Source organism: Massilia sp. CFBP9012 (genome assembly GCF_034045115.1).
Taxonomy (GTDB): Bacteria; Pseudomonadota; Gammaproteobacteria; order Burkholderiales; family Burkholderiaceae_D; genus Telluria.
The window spans coordinates 105,220-119,338 of sequence record NZ_JAXCWM010000007.1; the positions used below are offsets into that span (position 1 = coordinate 105,220).

Genomic DNA, 14,119 nt, shown 5'->3' on the forward strand with positions numbered 1-14,119 from the left:
AGCCGGGCGAGACCTGTCTTGTCCATACGCGGGCAGCCAGGCGTCGTTGAAGGCGCAGTCAAGGCAACACCCCGAGCCGGACCTGGCGCCGGATCGGGGTGGGTGTGCACGGACGATGGACCCGGGCGCGCGGCGTTGCGTACTACTTCAGGACTGCGCGGAAGCTGATTTCGATCAGCTGCACCGGCTGTGCGAGCCTTGAAACACCGATCAGGTTACTGGCGCACAGCGGGCGCGGGACGCCATACACGTCGTTCCTGACCTTGCCAGCAACGGCGAACGCGGCATCGACATCGACTACAAACAGGGTCTCCTCGACGACATCGTCCAGCGTGGCGCCGAATTCGGCGAGCATGGCAATGGTGTTCTTGTACGTCTGGCGCATCTGCGCTTCCATCGTCGAGAAGTCGACCGGCTTGCCATCTGCGCCAAGCTCGGCTGGCGCGATGAAATTGCCTTCCTTGTCGTGGCTGAGCTGGCCGGAGACGTAGATCACGTCCTTCACCTGTACAGCCTGGTAGTAACTATAGGCTTCTTCCCAAGGGACGCCGTGGACGGCGGTCTTTCGTTCAAGCTTGGCGGTCGTGTTCATGCTTTCTCCTGTTCAGTTTTATCGATCATCTCCATGCCAGCACCGGATCCATGCTGGCTTGCCGCAAGCAGCATTGTGTAATGACCTCGGCACCAGGACTTGTATATTCCTGCTATCGAATTCCATGACGATCGGTATGTCTGGCGAAACTGGAAGTGAGCGGCTATCGCCAGCAGCAGCCGCGCCGTCGCACCGTGAAAAAAGCAAGCTGATTCTATCGACTCGGCAATCGCCTGAGCATACTTCCTGGAGTAGGCACCGGGCTCGGCGCTTCACACCAGGAGACACATACATCCATTGCATTTCTTCAGGCACACGCGGCGGCGCAATCCAGGGCGCTTGCGATGTTTGAATGGACGCGCAGTGCGCGGCCGACCACCACCAACAGGAGACCATCATGAGCAATCCAAAACTCGAAGTACTGACCCCGCAGAACTCGCAGCTCATCATCATCGACCACCAGCCGCAGATGGCCTTCGGCGTGCAATCGATCGACCGCCAGACCCTCAGGAACAACGTGGTCGGCCTGGCCAAGGCGGCCAGGGTATTCAACATCCCGACCACGATCACGACGGTCGAGACCGAATCGTTCTCGGGCAACACTTACCCCGAGCTGCTGGATGTCTTCCCCGGCCAGAAGATCCTCGAACGCACCTCGATGAATTCGTGGGACGACCAGAAGGTGCGTGACTCGCTCAAGGCCAACGGCCGCAAGAAGGTCGTCGTGGCCGGCCTGTGGACCGAAGTATGCAACACCACTTTCGCCCTGTGCGCGATGCTGGAAGGCGATTACGAAATCTATATGGTGTCCGATGCGTCAGGCGGCACCACCGCTGAAGCGCACGACATGGCCATGCTGCGCATGGTGCAGGCCGGCGTGGTGCCGGTGACCTGGCAGCAGGTGCTGCTCGAGTGGCAGCGTGACTGGGCGCATCGCGACACCTACAACGATGTGATGAAGGTCGTCACCGAGCACTCGGGTGCCTATGGCATGGGCGTGGACTACGCATACACCATGGTGCACAAGGCGCCAGCGCGCGCCCAGGGCACGCACGAGGTGCTGGCGCCGATTCCGGCCCGCTGATCCGCGCGTCGAGCGTCTAGCCGTCCCAGCCTCCGCGCGCATTGCATGGCGCACGGCGGCTGCTCGTTGAGAAGGCACTCGACAGCACTGTAAACAAAAAAACCCATTTCCTTTTAGTGGGAATGGGTTTTTTCAGTTCTATGAAGAAGTTACGACTTAGAAGGCTTATGCCTACCGACAAGCGTGGGCAGCTCCCTCTGGGTGAGGAGTAAAATGCCCTTCGTCGGAAATGGCAGTTCGCAAGTTGGTGGACTCTAAAGCCAGCCTTATTCTTTTGGCGCGGTTATCGTTAGATATGGATGAGCATTGAACTGCTGAGCTGACCCGCGGTCCAATCCTGGTCGCCATCGATCGGGAAAGCGCCATGAAAGCGCTGAAGTTCGCGAAGCTGTTCGGCCAGCTGCCTCTACTGAACCAGCCGCAGCGCCAGCAGGTGCTCGCCGCCCTGCATCCGGCAGCCGGGCTCGACCGGGTGGTTCAAAACGTGAACGCCTACCTCTGTTATGGGAAGTTACGCGACAACGAGTGCCCATCATCTGACTCCGCAATTACTGTGCGCTGTCATCGCCGCATTCCGGACTGGGACCTTCCCCCTATGTAGCAACTTGATGCGAATAGGACGTGGACAAGGACTCGGGCACCGCACCCAACGTGCGAACCACGCTCACATCGCCGAAGAACAGCAGATCAATTGCGGTACGTTGTGAGCCAGTCCGACCACGTTCCCGCCAGGCTCGACGTGGTACATCTGGACTGCTCAAATGCCAAGCGGAATTTGGTCTGATGTTCGGTTTTGCCAAGCGTTGATCTTGTTAGTCCTCGCTGAAAAGCAGTTCCAAAGGTCATCAGTGCCCGAACAGCCCAGGCCGTAGTGCAATGTGCTTGTACTCAATGAAGTCCTCCAGCGCAGCATGCCCGTTGAGCCTGCCTAATCCAGAGAGCTTGAATCCGCCCTCCTCGGTGCTGTCATAGACTTTTGCCCAGTCATTGACAAAGACACTACCCACATCTAGTGCGCCGGCAACGCGAAACGACCTATCCAAGTCGCGCGTCCATATGCTTGCAGATAATCCGTATTCGTTGTCGTTGGCCAATCCGATGGCCTCGTTCTCATCCTTGAACCTCTGGATCGTGATGACGGGGCCGAAAGTCTCTTGTTGTACGATTGGAAGGCTGTTGTTTGTCACCTCGATCATCGCGGGTCGGAAGAACGCGCCGTGGGCCATCGGACCTTCCGTCACAGGACCGCCCCTAACAATGGCTATGGCGCCCTGGCCCAGTGCCTCCTCAACGACTTTCTCGACACGTGCGACGTTGGCCTTGTCGATAAGCGGACCCATGTCGCTTACCGGATCGGCAGCAGGTCCGACACGCACTTTACGCAGCCGCTCGGCCAACTCGTCTCGAACCGTTTCATAGACGGCCTCGTGTACCAGCAGGCGGGAGCCGGTCATGCAAAACTGGCCGGCGAACACAGTGAGCGCCTTCTCCAGTACCGGTAACATGGGCTCGATGTCGGCGTCTTCGAATACGATCATCGGCGCCTTGCCACCCAGCTCCAGGCCGAACCGCTTCATGCGGCGGGCGCCGACCGCGCCGATTGCTGCGCCGGTCCTGGTGCTCCCGGTGAAGCTGATCGTCGGTACGTGTTCGCTCTCCACCAGAAGCGCGGCTCCTTCGGAGCCGCTCTCGGAGAAGATATTCATCACCCCTCTCGGGAGATCCGTCGCCTCGCTCAAGATCTCTGCCAAGATTGCCGCCGTTTGGGCGACCTGACCCGGCATCTTCACCACGACCGTGCAGCCGGCTGCCAATGCTGGAGCAAACGCGCGAACCGCCAAGATGACCGGTGAGTTCCATGGCACGATGACGCCTGCCACACCAATCGGCTGCCTCAGGACGACGGATATGCTGCCGGGTTTTGGCCGTGTAGCACGTCCGGACTCGGTACGCGCCATGGCCGCCCAGTACCGAAGCTTGCCAGGGGACCCAAACGCTTCCATGGCAGCCTCAGCGCGAATCTTTCCGTTCTCCAGTGACAGGATGTCCATTAAACGGTCGCGATTGCGATCGATCGCATCGGCCATCTGATCCAGTACCTTGGCGCGTAGCTCGGCATCGTGCGGCCAAGCCGTCTCCGTGAAGGCACGGCGTGCTGCTGCGATAGCAGAAGATGCCGCCACACCACCATCATCTGCGTAGTCCCCGATTTGCTCGTAGGTTGCCGGGTTAATGGACTTTCCTCGCTTTCTCGAGGAGGCGAAGACACCGTCGATCCAGTTCTCAGCGGCGTAGAACGTCATGGATGATCCTTCGGAAGCTTGCAGGCCATCGCGCCACTCACCTGGCAGGTGACAGGAAGACGCGAATGGCGTGCAGTAGGGGTTATGGGATCCGGCGGGCGTTGAAGCAAACAGCGCTTCAAGCCAAGAAGGGAGGTGGATTCTCGCCGCGCAGCCTGTAGTTCGGTCGCGGCCTTTCCAGCCGGATCGATTCGAGAACGGTGTAGGCGTGGTACTTGGTCTGGGTGGTAACACCAGCCAGCCGCTCGGACCAGATCTTGCCATTGCTGGTTCTCTTCTCCAGCACGTGCTTGGTCGCATAGTTGGCCATGGAGTTGATCCAGTTCTCCGTGCCGACCCAGAAGCGGTCCAGACCAGGCTTGAGAACGATGTCGATCAGGCGGTCGGAGCGCGAGTAGATGTCGATGGCTGCCTGAGCGCCCTCGAGGATGTCGCCGAAGTACTCGATGGCTTCCTTGACCAGCTCCGGCGTGCCGTATTTCATGTGATGCCCCGCCACCAGGAAGTCGAAGTCATACTCCATGATTTGATGCTGAGCTTCGTACCACGCGGTGATGTTCTGCGAGGCATCACAATGCATGAAAGTCGCACTGCCAGGACTCAGGATGTCGATGACCGTGAGCACCTTGTGCGCTGGTGCGTAAATAAAAATGTTACCTGGGCAGTGGTTCTCGCCCTTGTAGGACAGCTCCAGTGTCACGCCGCCGATCGTAAGCGTGTACTCCTTGTCGAAAGTCAGCGTAGGAACGGGACGACCGGGATCAGGAAAGCGCTCCAGCAACTCTTTAGTAATCTCGTGCGCGACTATCTCCACGTTCGGGCCATAGATCGACGCAGCGCCGATATGGTCGGTGTGCCAATGGCTGTAGATGACGTGGGTCACCGGCTTGTCGGTGACTTCCTCGATGGCCGCGAGCATGTTCTCGCCCAGGGTCGGCGGCGCGTCGATTGCGATTACGCCGTCACTGGTGACGACGAAGGCTGCATCGTAGCCACCGCTGGTCACCCAATAGAATCCGTCACGCAGCTCTTCGCAGTGGTACCCCACCTTCTGGAATCGCTCGCTCCTGAAGTAGGGAGGGTAGTACTCGGCCGGGTCCAAAGGATGTTCGCCGGCCTCTGGAAAGCCATAGCGGTCGATACCGAAAAATTCGGGGGTGTCGGATGCGATGATCGGCTTCTGATGTTTATCACACATGGCTAGCGTCCTTTTCTCGGAAATGGGTGGGGCACGGTCAGGGGGCTGGCGCCTCGAAGCGGAGCACCGCCTTGATAACGCGACCTGCCGCCACGTCATCGAAGGCCTGGTTGATCTCCGAAAAGTTGTAGAAGGTGATCAGACGGTCGAAGGGGAAGCGACCGCTTCGATAAAGCCCGATTAGCTCGGGAATGAGCAGGGCCGAGACGGCATCGCCCTGAATGATTCCCTGCAGTGTCTGGCCGACGGTGAAGCGGGACGCATCCACCATGGCCTTGGAGTGTGCATTGAAGGCGACGAACCCGAAGTGTCCCAATGGGGCCAGCGCCGCAACACCTGCATCGAGATTGGAGGCGCGCCCGCTGGTATCAAGGACAAACTCGACACCCCGCGACTCGATCTCCCGAATTGCGGCTGCGACATCCACGCCGGAAGCATCAATGATGTGCGTTGCGCCCAACTCTTGCGCAAGCTTCAACCGCCCTTCATTGACGTCGATTGCAATGATGGTGGCTGCATCAGCCACCTTAGCTGCCATGATCGCCGCAAGTCCAACCGCACCGACCCCGAAGACGGCGACGGTCGCACCCACTGGGACCTTCATGGCCTTCAGGATCGCGCCGGCACCAGTCTGAAGTCCGCAGCCCAGTGGCCCCAGTATCTCCAAAGGCACGTCGTTGGGAACCCTGACTGTGTTGCGCTCATGGGCAAGAGCGTAAGTTGCGAACGAGGACTGCCCGAAGAAGTGGGCATGCAGGTCGCCCAAGCTCTCCGCTGCAACCCCAACGGTACCGTCAAGCCGGGCACCGGCGAAGTTCGCCTCCCATACCTTGTCGCAGTAGGCAGCATGCGAAGAAAGACAAGGCTTGCACTGACCGCATGAGTGATAGGAAAGAACGACGTGGTCGCCAGGCCTGAGATGCGTAACCGTCGACCCCACGCGTTCGACGACACCAGCTCCTTCATGGCCGAGAATCGCTGGCAGCGGAGAGGGCATCAACTGCTGTCGGACATGTGCGTCCGTTGCACAGATGCCAGTTGCTACCATACGGACGAGAACCTCATCCGGGCGCGGGTCTTCCACAGTTACATCGTGCATGACGAAGGGATCCTCCTTTCGTTCGATCACGGCTGCACATGCTTGCGTACTCATCCGCGCTCCTGATGAGTATTCTCACGTGTGGAAGATTCTGAGTAGTCCATCATTCGCCTCCATTGCGTTGTCGAAGAGGTTCGGCAACTGCTTCAGCCAACCTTTTCGTTTAGAATAGCGATTTTGCAGGGTTGCACTAAGTACCAAACCAGAAACCTGGAGTTGCTAATGGCGGAACCCGCTCCCGTAGACCTTCTAGATGTCATCGCATTCGTTCGGGTTGTCGAGACCGGCAGCATCGCCAATGCCGCCGTGCGCCTTGGTGTAGCCAAGTCCATCGTCAGTCGCCGCGTCAGTCGTCTGGAGTCTGTACTCGGTGCGCAGCTTCTGACTCGTACTCCAAAGGGCACGACGCTGACAGACGTTGGACGCGCATACCACGTGCGCGCAAGCGCCGGTCTGTCTGAATTTGAGTCCGCACGAGAGGTCGTGAGCAGCCTGACGACCGAAGTTTCCGGTTCGCTTCGTGTTCAGGTGCAAACGGCCTTCGGCGAGTTTGTCCTCGCGCCGCTACTGGCGGAATTCGCCCGCCTCAATCCGCGTGTCCAGTTCGATATTTGCTTCGAAGATCGCCTGGTGGACATGAATGCTGCTGCCTACGATCTTGCCGTGTGGGTGGGTGATGTGGCAGATCAAGCCCTCATCACGCGCAAGCTTGCCAACGTTCGTTGGGTAGTCGTGGCCAGCTCGGAGTATCTTGAGAAACGCGGGCGACCAACGACGCCAGGTGATCTGACCGCGCACGACGCCGTGCTCTATGCCCTGGACTCGGGACATTGGCGTTTCATGGGGCCGGCGGGGTGGGAGCATGTCTGTATCAACTCCGTCCTTCGCACTGGCAACGGACAAATGTTGCTGGCGGCTGCGCGAGCCGGTCTGGGTATGACGCTGGTTCCCAAGTTCATGATCGACTCGCCCTTTGCTCATGGGGAGTTGGAGGTCATCCTTCCAACCTACCCGCACGAGGGCGCTGATCTCCGGATCTACATGCCGCCTGCACGCGCCCGCATAGCTCGCGTGCGCGCCTTGGTTAACTTCCTCGTCGAGAGGATCGGCCAGGAGGTATAGGCACCTAGTCTGCGTCCCATGATGGTATGCCCCATGCGGCCAAGATCAGGATCAGGCCTATCGCAAAGATCAGCACGAATGCCACCGCCAGAACCGGGTGCGGAAGAGGCGGCCGCCATCCACTATCTGGGGACCCTGTTCGGGGGCCAGGTGGAGGCTGGGCAGGCATGTTGGCATCAGCCTGCTCGCGCAACTCGATCAACCGCAGGCGTATTCGCATGCCAAGCAGAATCGCAAGGTAGGCTGTCGTTCCTCCAGCAAGGCCCGCTGTCAGACGAAGTGTATCCAGCTGCGCCGACAAGGCGCTGACACCTGTAGCCTGCCTCCAGTCGATATAGCTCCCCATTACTGCCTGTCCAGCCAGCGCGCCGAGGGCATTGAGAATACCGAACAGCACGATGAAGCTGATCAGTTCTGTGTTGCCTCGTTGTAGGGCACTGGAGATACCGAAGAGCAGCGCAGGCCCCAGGAAGAAGGTCCCGGCAAATGCGATGGCCGCTTGGCTTAGGTAGAAGCGCGGCATATGCTCAATTCCGCTTACCGAACTAACCAGCATCGTCGCAACAGCAATAATGCCAACAGCGAGCATCATGGGTCTGGCAATCCTCTCGATGCTGATCGAAATGGTGCTGACCAGGACGCCTGTGGCGGCGCCCAGCAGCATGGAGAATGTGAGCACCGATAGTTGGTGCGTCGTTGCGCCAAGAGCCCTTGCCGCCGCGATGGCGATGTCCTGTTCGGTCAGGACCATACGGATCAGAAAGATCGCCAGCGCAAACCGCGCGACATCACCACTGCTCAACCAGCTGATGTTCAAAAGCGGTTCTTGTCGTTGCCTTTCGACCAAAGAACCGACCAGTAGTGCAACTGGCGCAGCTATGATGGAGGCTGCAATCCATGGCTCAGCCAGCCAGTCCTGCCATCGACCCAGCCCGAGCACTGCAGCGGTGAGCGCCAAACCCGCGCCCAACAGTGTGTAGGTCAGCAAGTCGAGTGGCTGAAAGCGCCGTGCACGCTCGGCTGGAGGTAACCGCAAGGCGCCTACCGCTGCAAGAGAGAGCAACGCCAGGCCCGCTTCAAGGAGGAACAGCGAGCGCCACCCATATGTGGCTAGAAGAGAGGGTGACAGGACATACGCCAGCGGCATCGCACACTGCGTGATACCAACGGCCAGGACTAGCCCCTTGAGACGCCACTTCGCCGGGAAGACCTGCATCATGTTGAAGATGCACAGCGGTATCAACGAGACAGCAACGAATCCACTCGCCGCCCTCAATAGCAGTGAAGCCGAGAAGGATGTGACAAACAGATGTGCGAGCGCAAGCGTCGCATAGACACTTAACGACACCATGGAGAAGCGACGCAGTCCACATTGCTGACGTATCTTGATGAGCACCAGGTTAGCTGATGCCGCCGCCATCACGTAGCTGGTCGCCAACCACGCAACATGCGCCGCACTCAAATCCAGCACCTGCTGGAGTTGGACCATGTTGGCCGCCACGAGCGCATTCCCCAGCCCCGCCGTCGTGCCAAGCAGGACGGCAACAAGTGCGTAGGCCAGTTGGATGGCCCAACCATGTGTCGGTGTGGCTGGCGAACCAACGACCGGAGATCGCTCATGCACTGGAATCTCGACAGCTTCTTCTTCCAGGAGCGAAGCGATCCTCCAGGCAGGTTGCCGATCAGGCTTGCTGTTTGAAGAGCCATGCATGCGACAATGATAGAACACCAATCGCCTGCGCAAGGGTTCCTGACTGAGCAACGCAGCGTTCGCGAACTCGCATCTAGATGCCGGTCGCTTGAATCCTGCCTGGATCATGGAGAGTGCCGCCATGCCACACCACTTCGCGGCGCTCCACGCCGCGAATTGAGAGGAGTACCTAGTGTCCTGAATTGGAAGTTCGTTGAACAATCAATGTGGCGAAATCGGTCCGAGACAAGGAGCAAAGCACAGCAAGGCCGGGGCCTTGCGCGCATTTGCGACGCAGTATCGGGCCGATTCTCGCCATATTTATTCAACGAATCTTCAATTCACGACACTAGGCCATGACTTCTAGATCCATTGATCGCACCACCAAGATCCCGCCGCTGGGCCGGGGCTTCGGTGGGGATAGACACAAGGCCGCGTTGGTCGTCGCCCCAGGCGAGCTGTCCAAGACCGCCCCCTTCTTCCTCATGGCGGATGGTCACATCACCCTGGAAGGCAGGTTCGGTGAGGCACATCCACATGCCGGACTTGAGACGGTCACTTTCATGCTCAACGGTAGCAAGGAGGACACCGGCGGGCGGCTCGAGGAAGGTGATGTTGAATGAATGGCGGCTGGTAGCGGCATTGCCCCGAAGCTCAACGCAACATGGCGCCGCGCATTCAGATCCTACGTCGGCACAGCATGCCGACACACATTGATGCAGGCGTCGTGGCCAGGGTCTACAGCGGCAGCATGGGAGATGCCGTTGCTCCAACGTTGAATGCCGTGTCTACCACCTTGTTCGACAATTGGCTTGAGCCTGGAGCGATCTTTAAGCCGGAGTTTCCTGCTTCCTACAATGCTTTTGTGGTTGGTATCGAAGGCGAGTTCAACGCGGGGAGACAACGAGGTTCTGGGAGCTAACAGCGTCGGTTGGACAGGCCCTCAGGGAGGCGGCGATAGCTCCCTAAAACTGCAGGCAGGCACTAGCGGCGCGCGATTGTTGTTGTATGCCGGTCAGCCTCAGAACATCTCGGTAGTAGCGCAAGGTCCGTTCATTGCCGGAACTAGGGAAGCGCTGGCTGGTTACTACGATGCATATCGGCAGGGTCGCTTCCCGCATGCCGGCAAGATGCGCCCGTTGACGCTCCAAGGTCGGCGAAACCGATTGGATGGACCAGGTAGGTCAGCTAAGAGACGCTACCTGCAAAACGTCGCGCGTAGTCCTCTCGTTCAAACGATTCAACGACGAAATCGATAAAGACGCGGGTCTTGCTTGGAAGAAGTTCGCGGCCGGCGTAGTAAAGCGAAAGTGCGCCGGCATCACCCCACCAGCGGGGCAACACGCGAATCAACTCACCTGACTCCAACCAAGGGAGAACGTCTGATACTGCAAGTAGGGCCACACCCAGACCTAGTCTGGCCGCCTGTCGAGCAGCAGGAGGGTCGTTGACAACAACTCCCTCCGCCAAGTGCGCCACATGTTCTTCGCCAGCGGCGTTTCGCATGCGCCAAGAGCGGATACGACCAGAAGACAGCGAACGCAGCGTGATGCAGTCCAGTTCTACAAGACCCGATGGGTCAACCGGCGCGTTGATTTGACGGAAATATTCAGGAGAAGCAACGGCAATAACGTGCAGCGGCGCCAAAGTCCGCGACACCACGCCTGGCATCAGGTCGAAGCCACCACCAATGGCGGCATCGTAGCCTTCCGCAATGAGGTCGACGATTCGATTCTCGAAGTGCCACTCTGGCCGAATTCGAGGATAGCGCAGTAAGAACTCGGGCAGCAATGGGAGAAAGTAATCAATGCCCAAAGAGGGGGGCAGGCTGACTTTCAGCATGCCCGCCGGCTCACCATTATCGGCGGACACAGCACTGATCGCATTCTGCAATGACTCGAGATTGCCACGGATGGAGGCAAGGAAAGCCTCTCCTGCCTCAGTTAGCGTCAGCTTTCGAGTAGAGCGCTGAAAAAGCCGCACCCCCAGATTGCGTTCCAGGATCGCAACATTCCGACTTACCGCCGCTGGGCTCAACGCCAGCCGTCTAGCGGCCGCAGAGAAGCTGCCGCCCTCAGCACTGCGCACGAAGGATTCGAGGTTTGACAAGGTCTCCATGTTCGATCTTAAACATATGTTTGAAAGTAATACAAGTCACTTGATACTAATTATAAAGCAGTTAAAACGCTAAAGTTTGCTCCGTGCATTTCTAAACAACCCACGGAGTGACTCATGAACAGAGCAACTTCCCCTGCTACTCATCCCTTGGCCGGCAAGATCGCGCTGGTCACTGGCGGCTCTCGCTCAATTGGCGCCTCGATTGCGCAACGCCTGGCCGCGAACGGAGCGCGAGTGGCCTTTCACCTGTCGCGGATCTGCCGAGCGAGCCCAACAGACCGTTGATGCCATCGAGTCTAAAGGGGGGCTGCATTGGCAATCGTTGCCGACGCCGCCAACCCGGAGGCCGTTCGTGCTGCCGTCGCAAAGACGGTTGAATCCTTCGATGGCCTCGACATTCTGGTAAACAACGCAGGCATTCCGATGGCGGGTTCGATAGACGACATGAAGTTTGAAAACTACGAAGCGATGCTGGCGGTGAACGTCACCGGGGTTTTCGTGGCGACTCAGGAGGCGTTGCGCCACATGAAGGAAGGTGGCCGCATCGTGCACATCGGCAGTTCGGCTACCAAGTACGCAGGCATTGCTGGTCTTCCTGCGGATGGGCTGACCAAAGGAGCGATCGCTGGATTCAACAGAAGTCTATCTTTTGAGTTTGCCAAACGTCGACGCGTCGCAAGACTGTCGACCTAAATTTACCTTCACACGCATGCCGCTGACACAGGCAGGTTAGAGCACCGGAGAAAACATTATGGCCAGGAAAATTCAGATGCAAACCACCGGCGGTCCGTCGGTGCTGACGATCGTCGATGCGGACGTTCGCGCCCCACGGACAGGTGAGGTTCTTCTTCGCCAGGACGCTATTGGCATCAACTTTGTGGATACCATGATTCGTAAGGGTCAGTACCCTGTGCCGTTGCCCGCGGTGCCTGGATTCGAGGCAGCGGGTATTGTCACGAAGGTTGGGCCAGGCGTAGAAAGCCTGTCGGTGGGCGATCGGGTTGCATATTTCTTTGATCAGGGTGCCTACGCAACAGAGAAAGTCATCTCAACCTCCTCATTGATTCGACTCCCGGATGACATATCTAATGAGGTCGCAGCCACCTTTTTGGCAAAGGGGGCTACCGCTTGGATGGGGCTACGGGCGTTGCATGATTTAAAGCCAGCCGAAACCGTTCTGATTCTCGGTGCGTCTGGCAGCGTTGGCTCTGTTCTTTCTCGTTGGGCCAGATCACTGGGCGCAGACGTAGTTGGTGTTGCAGGATCACTCAGCAAGCTTGATAAGGCCGCACGCGGGGCTCACCACGCTTTTCATTCCCAAGATCCTGATCTGGGCGACAAACTCCGTCATATCACCCCGAATGGCTTCGACGTAGTGTATGACCTTGTTGGCCAAGCTACTTCCTCGTTGGCTGTAGGGCATGTGCGTGACAGAGGCGTAGTGGTTGCCATAGGGGCAGCATCCGGTCAGACACCTTCGAATTATTCTGGCCTTGCGGGGAGAGGCGTCGAAGTGCGTAGTGGTGGAGCACCGCAGTTCGTGCACGGGCGGGCTGTTAAGGTCGCGACAGAAGAGCTTTGGCAGCTGGTTCGCACTGGTGTATTCGATGATCTAGACGTGGCCAGGTACCCGTTCGAAGAGATTGTCCGAGTGCATCAGGACATTGATGATCGAGCACTGGATGGGTTGCCCGTGCTGATGCCATAGACGATGAAGCTGAAGAGAGGCCTGAGGGACTGATTCCCGAGCTTTAGGCGAGTGAGCCTCATGGCATAACCGATGGATGGATTCAGTCAATCTTCGCGCAATATTCGTCCGCGACTCGAACCTCTTGGAGCGGTGCGAATCGGTGCTGGTTGAAGCACGAGTATCCACTTCAAGTTCTACAGGTTCAATGCCTTCATACACGATTTTGACGATGGTCAAAAGCAACGAGTTGGAAGTGTCCAGCCCGCCATCCAGTTGCAACCGAATCTTCAACTTGCAGCAGTGGCAACCCGTCGGGAAGAGAGCGCGAAGGCCGCGGCCGAGGTGTGCGGTGCTGAGCGCTGGTATGCCGATGCCTGTGCGTTAATCAACGACGAAACCATCGACATCGCTACTATCGCGGTAAAAGTGCCCGCACACAAAGAGCTCGTCCTTGCTGCTATCAAGGCTGGCAAGGCGGTCTACTGCGAGTCTCCCCCGGGTGCAACTGTTGACGAGACCGAAGAGGTGGCGGCTGGAGTCGGTTTGTTGCACACCTCTATTGGCCTGCAGGGTCGCCATGTTCCGCAGTAAGCCGTGCGGCGGAGCTGGTGGGGCAGGAAAGCTCGGTCGATTGCTGTCGGCGCGTGTCAATGCGACGACATTCGGTTTGAGGCCGCAATCCACTAGTAACTATGACTACTTCAACAAAACCGCCTCTGGCGCCAGCTTTCTGACGATAACGACCGGCCATGTCCTTGACATTGTTGAGGCCATGCTCGGCAACCTCGTTGAGGTCGACGCACGCTCCTAGTATCCTGAATTGAAGATTCGTTGAATAAATATGGCGAGAATCGGCCCGATACTGCGTCGCAAATGCGCGCAAGGCCCCGGCCTTGCTGTGCTTTGCTCCTTGTCTCGGACCGATTTCGCCACATTGATTGTTCAACGAACTTCCAATTCAGGACACTAGCTTCTGTGGCGGGAGATCGAAATTGTCGGTACGGGCGAGACGTCCATTCAGGAGATCCCCCGATCACGTCGACCTCATTGCAAAAACTACCAGCGGTGCACCGGTACCCGTGATCTGGTGGCCGGCACCAATGAGATGCCTGGCTTTGATCGCGCCGCACACAACGGCCGGCTCATTGCCGCCGTCGAGCGAGCAGCTCAGACGGGCCAGCGACAGCGAATTCGCTCAGAGCGCACGACGGCGAGCGTTCCAT

General features: G+C 58.3%; 13 protein-coding genes and 2 pseudogenes. 9 read left to right on the forward strand and 6 right to left on the reverse strand.

Annotated features, from left to right (window positions below):
• Positions 1 to 142: 142 nt before the first annotated feature.
• Positions 143 to 592: a RidA family protein gene (locus tag SOM61_RS13110; RefSeq protein WP_320474506.1), complete on the reverse strand. Its 450-nt coding sequence runs from the start codon at positions 590 to 592 to the stop codon at positions 143 to 145.
• 397 nt (positions 593 to 989) lie between these two features.
• Between SOM61_RS13110 and SOM61_RS13115 the strand changes: the two genes are divergently transcribed.
• The gene (locus SOM61_RS13115) at positions 990 to 1,676 is read left to right on the forward strand and encodes a hydrolase (RefSeq protein ID WP_320474507.1); all 687 of its coding nucleotides are present in this window, start codon (positions 990 to 992) and stop codon (positions 1,674 to 1,676) included.
• A gap of 364 nt (positions 1,677 to 2,040) precedes the next feature.
• Positions 2,041 to 2,244 (forward strand): annotated as a pseudogene (locus tag SOM61_RS13120) (hypothetical protein); the annotation flags it as partial.
• A 277-nt stretch (positions 2,245 to 2,521) separates the two neighbouring features.
• On the opposite strand, the gene SOM61_RS13125 reads toward SOM61_RS13120, so the two are convergent.
• The 3 genes from SOM61_RS13125 to SOM61_RS13135 all read right to left on the reverse strand — a co-directional run bounded on the left by SOM61_RS13125 (position 2,522) and on the right by SOM61_RS13135 (position 6,330).
• On the reverse strand, positions 2,522 to 3,979 hold the full coding sequence (locus SOM61_RS13125; protein ID WP_320474509.1) for an aldehyde dehydrogenase family protein: 1,458 nt from the start codon (positions 3,977 to 3,979) through the stop codon (positions 2,522 to 2,524).
• A 118-nt stretch (positions 3,980 to 4,097) separates the two neighbouring features.
• Entirely contained in the window at positions 4,098 to 5,177 is a 1,080-nt protein-coding gene (locus tag SOM61_RS13130) for an MBL fold metallo-hydrolase (protein WP_320474510.1), read from the reverse strand.
• Between the two features lie 37 nt (positions 5,178 to 5,214).
• On the reverse strand, positions 5,215 to 6,330 hold the full coding sequence (locus tag SOM61_RS13135) for an NAD(P)-dependent alcohol dehydrogenase (protein WP_320474511.1): 1,116 nt from the start codon (positions 6,328 to 6,330) through the stop codon (positions 5,215 to 5,217).
• Between the two features lie 168 nt (positions 6,331 to 6,498).
• On the opposite strand from SOM61_RS13135, the gene SOM61_RS13140 reads away from it, so the two are divergent.
• Complete coding sequence (locus SOM61_RS13140; protein WP_320474512.1) at positions 6,499 to 7,398, forward strand: LysR family transcriptional regulator; 900 nt, start codon at positions 6,499 to 6,501, stop codon at positions 7,396 to 7,398.
• Positions 7,399 to 7,402: 4 nt separating this feature from the next.
• Here the strand turns inward: SOM61_RS13140 and SOM61_RS13145 are convergent, their stop codons facing one another.
• On the reverse strand, positions 7,403 to 9,232 hold the full coding sequence (locus tag SOM61_RS13145; protein WP_320474513.1) for an MFS transporter: 1,830 nt from the start codon (positions 9,230 to 9,232) through the stop codon (positions 7,403 to 7,405).
• A gap of 212 nt (positions 9,233 to 9,444) precedes the next feature.
• Here SOM61_RS13145 and SOM61_RS13150 point away from each other — a divergent pair, with 212 nt between their 5' ends.
• Positions 9,445 to 9,711 carry a cupin domain-containing protein gene (locus SOM61_RS13150; protein WP_320474514.1) on the forward strand — a complete coding sequence of 89 codons (267 nt, stop codon included), beginning with the start codon at positions 9,445 to 9,447 and terminating at the stop codon, positions 9,709 to 9,711.
• A gap of 234 nt (positions 9,712 to 9,945) precedes the next feature.
• Positions 9,946 to 10,347: a pirin-like C-terminal cupin domain-containing protein gene (locus tag SOM61_RS26480; RefSeq protein ID WP_414674992.1), complete on the forward strand. Its 402-nt coding sequence runs from the start codon at positions 9,946 to 9,948 to the stop codon at positions 10,345 to 10,347.
• On the opposite strand, the gene SOM61_RS13155 is transcribed toward SOM61_RS26480, so the two are convergent.
• Positions 10,277 to 11,206, reverse strand: coding sequence for a LysR family transcriptional regulator (locus tag SOM61_RS13155; protein ID WP_320474515.1), 930 nt, complete (start codon positions 11,204 to 11,206; stop codon positions 10,277 to 10,279). The two genes, SOM61_RS26480 and SOM61_RS13155, sit on opposite strands and share 71 nt — an antisense overlap.
• A gap of 114 nt (positions 11,207 to 11,320) precedes the next feature.
• Between SOM61_RS13155 and SOM61_RS13160 the strand changes: the two are divergent.
• The 4 genes and pseudogenes from SOM61_RS13160 to SOM61_RS26485 all read left to right on the forward strand — a co-directional run bounded on the left by SOM61_RS13160 (position 11,321) and on the right by SOM61_RS26485 (position 13,707).
• Positions 11,321 to 11,899 (forward strand): annotated as a pseudogene (locus tag SOM61_RS13160) (SDR family NAD(P)-dependent oxidoreductase).
• 76 nt (positions 11,900 to 11,975) lie between these two features.
• Positions 11,976 to 12,914 carry a zinc-binding dehydrogenase gene (locus tag SOM61_RS13165; RefSeq protein WP_320474516.1) on the forward strand — a complete coding sequence of 313 codons (939 nt, stop codon included), beginning with the start codon at positions 11,976 to 11,978 and terminating at the stop codon, positions 12,912 to 12,914.
• 249 nt (positions 12,915 to 13,163) lie between these two features.
• A complete protein-coding gene (locus SOM61_RS13170) occupies positions 13,164 to 13,487 on the forward strand; it encodes a Gfo/Idh/MocA family protein (protein WP_320474708.1) in 324 nt (107 codons plus the stop codon).
• On the forward strand, positions 13,474 to 13,707 hold the full coding sequence (locus tag SOM61_RS26485; RefSeq protein ID WP_414674984.1) for a hypothetical protein: 234 nt from the start codon (positions 13,474 to 13,476) through the stop codon (positions 13,705 to 13,707). The genes SOM61_RS13170 and SOM61_RS26485 overlap by 14 nt, the downstream gene beginning before the upstream one ends.
• Positions 13,708 to 14,119: the final 412 nt, after the last annotated feature.

Bases quoted from the DNA above. Each gene is read 5' to 3' on its own strand.
- SOM61_RS13115 (WP_320474507.1), top strand. From the start codon at position 990: ATGAGCAATCCAAAACTCGAAGTACTGACCCCGCAGAACTCGCAGCTC.
- SOM61_RS13150 (WP_320474514.1), top strand. From the start codon at position 9,445: ATGACTTCTAGATCCATTGATCGCACCACCAAGATCCCGCCGCTGGGC.
- SOM61_RS13145 (WP_320474513.1), bottom strand. From the start codon at position 9,232: ATGGCGGCACTCTCCATGATCCAGGCAGGATTCAAGCGACCGGCATCT.
- SOM61_RS13130 (WP_320474510.1), bottom strand. From the start codon at position 5,177: ATGTGTGATAAACATCAGAAGCCGATCATCGCATCCGACACCCCCGAA.
- SOM61_RS26485 (WP_414674984.1), top strand. From the start codon at position 13,474: ATGTTCCGCAGTAAGCCGTGCGGCGGAGCTGGTGGGGCAGGAAAGCTC.
- SOM61_RS13135 (WP_320474511.1), bottom strand. From the start codon at position 6,330: ATGAGTACGCAAGCATGTGCAGCCGTGATCGAACGAAAGGAGGATCCC.
- SOM61_RS13110 (WP_320474506.1), bottom strand. From the start codon at position 592: ATGAACACGACCGCCAAGCTTGAACGAAAGACCGCCGTCCACGGCGTC.
- SOM61_RS13125 (WP_320474509.1), bottom strand. From the start codon at position 3,979: ATGACGTTCTACGCCGCTGAGAACTGGATCGACGGTGTCTTCGCCTCC.
- SOM61_RS13165 (WP_320474516.1), top strand. From the start codon at position 11,976: ATGCAAACCACCGGCGGTCCGTCGGTGCTGACGATCGTCGATGCGGAC.
- SOM61_RS13140 (WP_320474512.1), top strand. From the start codon at position 6,499: ATGGCGGAACCCGCTCCCGTAGACCTTCTAGATGTCATCGCATTCGTT.
- SOM61_RS13155 (WP_320474515.1), bottom strand. From the start codon at position 11,206: ATGGAGACCTTGTCAAACCTCGAATCCTTCGTGCGCAGTGCTGAGGGC.
- SOM61_RS26480 (WP_414674992.1), top strand. From the start codon at position 9,946: ATGCTTTTGTGGTTGGTATCGAAGGCGAGTTCAACGCGGGGAGACAAC.